Genomic DNA, 6693 nt, shown 5'->3' with positions numbered 1-6693 from the left:
CGAACATGTGAACACCGTCCTGGTCGCGAAGGAATGCCGGGAAGACGTCCGGTGCGTAGCGACTTGGATCGTTCGGCGCGAACCACGTCAACGCGATGTCTGCGACTTTTACGACGTCGCGTAGCTGCGGTCGCAACTGCGCCGCCCACGATCCGGTCGTCACAACCACCTGCGCGACACGGAGAGTCCGCGTAGCGAGCCGAATGACGATCGTTTCCCCCTGCTCCTCTATGCCCAGAACCCCTTCGCCGTCAATGACCGTCCCGCCAGCTGCTATTGCGGCTTGAACTCCGGCCAGCACAGCAACTTCCGATCGTATGCCGCCCCCTAGTAGGTCAAGCACTGCTTCCGTCCCGTCGGTAACTATGTGTTGTGGATACGTCTTCCGAAGCTCGGTGGTGCTGAAAAAACGATGCGGGAGATTGAACCGACGGATGCTCTCGAGAGTTGTTTCATAGGGGGCATGCCCGGGGGTGTCCACGGCCAACATCCCACCGTCAAGAAACAGATGCCGCCCCGTCTTCTTTTCAAGGTCCAGCCACAGTTCCCTGGAGCGGAGGAGCAAGGGGACATAACGCCAGCCCTCGTGGTAAGCGGCGCGGAAAACCCGGGATTCGCCGGCGTAGGAACCATAGGCATGCCCCACCCCCCATTGCTCTATGCCGACAACCTTCAGGTCAGTATCTGTGCATAGCTGCCACATCGCCATAGAGCCCACGGAGCCCAAACCGATCACCGCTACATCGAAATCCTCGTTCATTCCCAACTCCATATCCTCACAAGATCGCGGGTAAATCAGCGAACCCGTAGAAACTTTGTGTTCCTCGGTCTACGCTATGGTTCATCAAGCGATGAAAAATAACAAGCCTTGATCCCAACTGGAGGAAACATGACTGATCAACGCATAGATTTTCTGTACCTCAATGAGCAGGACATGGTGGCCGCCGGTGTTACCGACATGGCGTCCTGCGTGGACACCATGGTCGAAATGTTCTCCGCTCTTGGTGTGGGCGACTACATCATGGGCGGAGCCAACCGCAACTCCCACGGAGTCTTTCTCGACTTCCCCGAAACCTCTGAATTTCCGAACATGCCACTGGCAGGACCGGATCGCAGGTTCATGGCGATGCCCGCCTACTTGGGGGGAAGTTTCGATGCGATTGGGGCGAAATGGTATGGCTCGAACGTCGCAAATCGGGAGCGAGGTTGGCCCCGGTCCATTCACATGTACACACTGTCCGATAAAGAATCCGGCGCGCCATTGGCTGTGATGTCGGCGAACCTTCTGAGTGCGTACCGCACCGGAGCGATCCCCGGTGTTGGTGCCCGCCTGCTAGCGGTTGAGAATGCGCGGGTCCTCGGGATGATAGGCCCCGGGGTGATGAACTCGACTTCACTGGAGGCCTTCGTGGTAGCGCGTCCAAGCCTCGAAATAGTCAAGGTGTTCGGCCGTAGCGCAGGCTCAACGCAGGCATTTGTCGACCGGGCAGTCGAACGATTCCCGCACCTCAAAATTGGCATCGTCGACAGCGCCGAAGCTGCGGTACGGGAATCCGACATCGTGAGCGTCGCAACCTCAACCGCTGCCGGCGCGGAGAACTACACATTCATCGAGGAACGGTGGATAAAGCCCGGAGCCCTGATATGTCTGCCAGCGACAATCAACCTGGACCCTGACTTCGTGCTGAAGAGAGCGCGCAACGTCGCTGACAGCTCGCGTATGTACGAAAGCTACGCAGAAGAACTTGGCGCACCCGCGCACGACATCGTCGGCATCTTGGGCGTGTTCTGGAATGATCTGATCGCAGCCGGCCGCATGGATCGGAGTTCTATAGGGGACCTCGGAAGTATTGCAGCAGGTCGAGAAGCGGGTCGGGTCTCGGACGAAGAGATCATCCTGCTTGCTATCGGCGGGATGCCCGTTGAAGACGTAGCGTGGGCAAGTGTTGTGTACCGGACCGCCCTTGAACGAGGAATCGGCACGACGCTCATGCTCTGGGATAAGCCAGTTCTAACCTAAGATCCGTGAAACTCCCCTCGAGTTAGCCTCCCCACGACTACGAGGCCCAGGCGCGCTCCACTCCCACCAGCCCCGCACAGTTCGGCACACGCGTAACAAGCACAAGCGACTCATTTTCTAAACCCATCTTTATGAAAAGCAAGCGATAGGAGAACAATGTCTGTTCTGGCCGGGCTCACTGCAGCCATTTCGAGTGGTTCGGTGGAAATCATCGATCTCACCACGCCCCTGAGTTCCGAGACCCCCATCCTGAACCTGCCCCAGCCGTTCGCGAATACGGTGGGTTTGTCCGTCTCGCCGGTGAGTAATTTCGACGACGCCGGACCGGCTTGGGCGTGGAACGACGTCACCGTGGGCGAACACGCCGGCACGCACCTGGATGCTCCGGTCCACTGGATCACGGGCAAGGACGGTAAGTCAGTGGACCAGATCGAGCCGCACCGCCTGGTGGGACCCGTCGCGGTGATCGATAAGGCCGCCGAGGTTTCCGCGGACCCTGACTTCCTGTTGGAACCGGAACACTTTGAGCAGTGGCAGGAGACGCACGGCGCTTTCCCGGAGAATTGCTGGATCATTTTCCGCACCGGTTGGGCGGCCCGCGGCGCGGACGCTGAGGCCTTCGGTAACGCGGACGACGCCGGTCCCCACACTCCCGGGGTCTCAGCCGCGGGTGCCAAGTGGCTTGCCGGGAACGCCTCGATCAGCGGTTTCGGTGTTGAGACCGTGGGCATCGACGCCGGCCAGGCGGGTTCCTTGGATCCAATGTTCCCCGTGCACTCCTTCCTTCTGGGCGCGGACAAGTATGGTGTGACCTCGTTGCGGAACGTGGACCGGCTCCCCGTCACGGGCGCCACATTGGTGGTGGCGCCGTTGCCCATTGTTGGCGGCACGGGAAGTCCCAGCCGCGTGTACGCACTGGTTGAAAAAGATGCGGTGGAGAAAGCATGAGCGAGCAGGTACGGGTTTCCACACTGGTGGGCAGGACGCTGGCGAAGCTCGGCGTCGGACACGTTTTTGGGGTGGTGGGCTCCGGTAATTTCGATGTCACCGGCACCCTCATGGCCGAAGGCATTCCTTTCACCGCGGCCCGGCACGAGGGCGGTGCTGCCACCATGGCGGATGCGTACTCTCGGATGTCCGGCAAGGTGGGAGTGGTGACCACCCATCAGGGTTGCGGGCTGAGCAACGCCATCACCGGAATCGGCGAGGCAGCCAAGAGCCGCACCCCCATGATTGTGCTGACCGCCGATACCCAGGCCGCCGCCATCAGGTCCAACTTCAAGATCGACCAGGACGGGCTGGCCAGAAGCGTGGGAGCCGTGGCCGAACGCATCCACTCCCCCGCCACCGCTGTAGCGGACACCGTGAGGGCCTTCCGGACGGCGGTGAACGAGCGCCGCACGGTGGTCCTGAGCCTGCCGCTGGATGTCCAAGATGCCAGTTCGGCGGACGAGGTGAGTGCCGTCGTCGTGCCTGAACCGTTGAAGGTTCGCCCGGACGCGGCCGCCGTTGAGCAACTGGTGGCGCTCATTTCCGCCGCGGAACGGCCCGTGTTCGTCGCCGGACGCGGCGGCAGGGGCGCACGCGAGGAGATCCTGGAACTGGCCCGGCACGCGGGCGCGCTGGTGGCAACGTCCGCTGTGGCGAGCGGGCTGTTCAACGGCGACTCCCACAACCTCGGAATTTCCGGCGGTTTCTCCTCACCGTTGACGGCCGAGCTCATCAGCGGCGCGGACCTCATAGTGGGGTGGGGATGCGCGCTGAACATGTGGACCATGCGGCACGGGCGCCTGATCTCCGCCGGCACCAAAGTAGCGCAAATCGACGTCGAGGATTCCGCACTCGGCGCCAACCGCCCTATTACCCTCGGGTTGCTGGGTGATTCGGCCTTGACGGCTGCCGATGCCCTGCGCTCCTTGCAGTCCGAGCACCCGGAGCCGGTTGAAAAGTACCGCACCGAAGCCAACGCCCTGGCCATCAAACAGGGTTCCAGGTGGCGGGACGTGGACACCGAGGACCTGTCCACGGAAACGTCCATCGATCCCCGCGTCCTCACCCGTGAACTCGACACCCTGCTCCCGGCGGAACGGATCGTGGCCGTGGACTCAGGCAACTTCATGGGCTACCCCAGCCAATACCTCGCGGTACCGGACGAGTTCGGGTTCTGTTTCAGCCAGGCGTTTCAGGCAATCGGACTGGGCCTCTACACAGCCATCGGGGCCGCCCTCGCCCAACCACACCGCCTTCCGGTCCTGGGCGCAGGAGACGGCGGCTTCCTCATGGGCATCAGCGAACTCGAAACAGCCGCCCGGCTCAAACTGCCCCTGGTGTGCATCGTCTACAACGACGCAGCCTACGGCGCCGAAGTCCACCACTTCGCGTCCAAACACCCCGAAGCCGAGCTCTCCAGCGTCGTGTTCCCCGACACCGACATCGCCGCCATAGCCCGCGGATTCGGAGCCGAAGGCGTGACCGTACGGACCGCGGCAGACCTGGAAACTGTGCGCCCCTGGGTCGCGGCCTACGAGGCCGGGACACAGGACCGGCCGCTGGTCATCGACGCGAAAATCGCCTCCGACGGCGGCTCGTGGTGGCTGGCCGAAGCATTCCAAGGCCACTGAATGCGGGGCTCCCCCCCAATGACGAATACGTCACAGATCAGGCCGTCTCGGGAATCCGGGACGGCCTGACTTGTGCTTTTCGTGAGCGTTTCAGCCTGGAATCCACATCACGCAAACGGGCACCTGCGGAAAAATATCAAGGACCTCCCCCGCCGTGCGAGCCCGTTAGGGCTCCGGCACAGGCGAGGGAGGTCCTTTTGCTTCTTACTGTGACAGGTATGTGTATTGGGAAGTAATCACTTCCCGTGACTAGACGGCATCGTCTTCGACGTTGGTTATAGCGGCGTAGAGACTTCTGTTCCTCCGTCGCATCCACAAGGCTTGACACAGGCCAAACAGGGGCATGGGGACGAGCAAAAGGAGGAGGAGCGCGGAAGTGGAACCAAACTGGGGAGTTCCGTCAGCACCGATATCTCCCACAAGCAGGGGGAAGTTGGACACAATCAGGTAGGCGGTGATTGCCAACCCCGCAAAGCCCAGGACGGGAGCGATGAGGGTCTTCCATATATTCCGGTCCAAACGTGTTCGGAGGAAGAAAACGACGACGGCAAGCGCCGTAACCGCCATCAGGAAGGCGATTCCGAACGTAGCCATCCCGGACGTCCAGGCGAGCACCTGAGTTGCTCCGTCCAGACCAAAGAGCCCCGCTAGCAGTATCGCAGTCAGAGCAACGCCACTTGTAAGGAGAGATGCCAGTCGCGGAGAGTTATGGCGATTGTCGACTTCCGAAATCGATCTGGGGAGGAACCCGTGGCTACCTAAGGAGTGAAGGTATCTGGTTACTACGTTATGGAACGAAAGACTAGCGGCGATGACGCTGGTGAAAAGCAATACGTTGATGATGACTACAGCCACTGGGCCCAAGTAACGATTGGCCGTTTCCATGATCAACGTCGCTGGGTATTGAGTGGCCATCGTCACGATATTGTCGGGGCCCCAAGCCACCACCATGGCCCAGGAACTGAGTGTGTAGAACAGACCCACCAAAATCACAGCTAAGTACGTGGCACGAGGAATCGTCTTGTTCGGCTGCTTGGCTTCATCCCGGAAAATCGCTGTCGACTCAAAGCCCAGGAATGCGGCTAGAGCAAACATCAGACCCAGCGATGGAGAACCAGAGAGTACGTGGCTGGGTTCAAATGATGCAGCGCTCAGGCCGGAGTCTCCCCCCGTCACAATGATGGCAAAAACAATAATCAACACGATCGCGATTTCCGCGACAAGCAGGACGGCCAGCACCTTGGAGCTGAGATCAATATTGCGCAGTCCGACGGTGGCTACCACGGCAAGGGCACCCAAAGCGAAGAACCACCACGGTATTTCCGGTCCGCCGACTGATCGAATGCTCTCGCTGGCAGCAGAACCGAGATACCCCACCAGCCCCACTTCAATGCAGAGATAACTGAAAATGGAAAGGTACGCCGCGGCTAGCCCCAGCGGCTTGGCAAGGCCAAACGATATGTAAATGAAGAACGCCCCCGTTTTGGGGATGAACTTCGTCATGTGTGTGAAGCCCACCGCAAACAACAAAAGGATAGCGGCAGCCAGCACGAACATGCTGGGCACCCCCACCCCGTTCCCCATCATGAATCCCAGCGGCACTTGACCGCCTATGACCGACAGCGGCGCGGCGGCCGCCAGCACCATCAACACAATCGCTCCGGTCCCAAGAGAACCATGCAAACGCCTGCGCTCGATCGGTTTGGCAGAGGAAGAGGAAGAGGGGGGCATGGTTGAAACAGGGTTGTGCGCAGAAGCCTCTTGGCTCGGACTCGGGTCAGTCATGGTGCCTCCAAAGGTGGGGAAATCACGTTATTTTCATCACTCGATGAACCATAGCGTAGAGAATGACCCGTGGTGTTTCCACTGTTTTCCCAAAATGTTTTCTTGTGACGACCGGATTGTGGGCGGCGCAGTTGCGACCGCAGCTACGCGACGTCGTAAAAGTCGCAGACATCGCGTTGACGTGGTTCGCGCCGAACGATCCAAGTCGCTACGCACCGGACGTCTTCCCGGCATTCCTTCGCGACCAGGACGGTGTTCACATGTTCG

General features: G+C 60.4%; 5 protein-coding genes. 3 read left to right on the top strand and 2 right to left on the bottom strand.

Translation table 11 applies throughout. From position 1 onward, the window contains the following. On the bottom strand, positions 1-760 hold a 760-nt coding region (locus AB4Z15_RS24855; protein WP_442019393.1), incomplete at its 3' end, for an FAD-dependent oxidoreductase. 129 nt (positions 761-889) lie between these two features. On the opposite strand from AB4Z15_RS24855, the gene AB4Z15_RS24850 reads away from it, so the two are divergent. From AB4Z15_RS24850 to AB4Z15_RS24840, 3 genes are all read left to right on the top strand, one after another. Next, on the top strand, positions 890-2020 hold the full coding sequence (locus tag AB4Z15_RS24850; RefSeq protein WP_442019392.1) for a tyramine oxidase subunit B: 1131 nt from the start codon (positions 890-892) through the stop codon (positions 2018-2020). A 156-nt stretch (positions 2021-2176) separates the two neighbouring features. Further along, positions 2177-2968, top strand: coding sequence for a cyclase family protein (locus AB4Z15_RS24845; RefSeq protein ID WP_442019391.1), 792 nt, complete (start codon positions 2177-2179; stop codon positions 2966-2968). Further along, the gene (locus tag AB4Z15_RS24840; RefSeq protein WP_442019390.1) at positions 2965-4641 is read left to right on the top strand and encodes a thiamine pyrophosphate-binding protein; all 1677 of its coding nucleotides are present in this window, start codon (positions 2965-2967) and stop codon (positions 4639-4641) included. The genes AB4Z15_RS24845 and AB4Z15_RS24840 overlap by 4 nt, the downstream gene beginning before the upstream one ends. 249 nt (positions 4642-4890) lie before the next feature. Here the strand turns inward: AB4Z15_RS24840 and AB4Z15_RS24835 are convergent, their stop codons facing one another. After that, positions 4891-6426 carry an APC family permease gene (locus AB4Z15_RS24835; RefSeq protein ID WP_442019389.1) on the bottom strand — a complete coding sequence of 512 codons (1536 nt, stop codon included), beginning with the start codon at positions 6424-6426 and terminating at the stop codon, positions 4891-4893. Positions 6427-6693 lie beyond the last annotated feature (267 nt).

The sequence above is a fragment of the Paenarthrobacter sp. 2TAF44 genome (assembly GCF_052114885.1).
GTDB lineage: Bacteria > Actinomycetota > Actinomycetes > Actinomycetales > Micrococcaceae > Arthrobacter.
The sequence above is the reverse complement of the archived record's forward strand: the minus strand, read 5'-3'. Positions and strand labels throughout refer to the sequence as shown.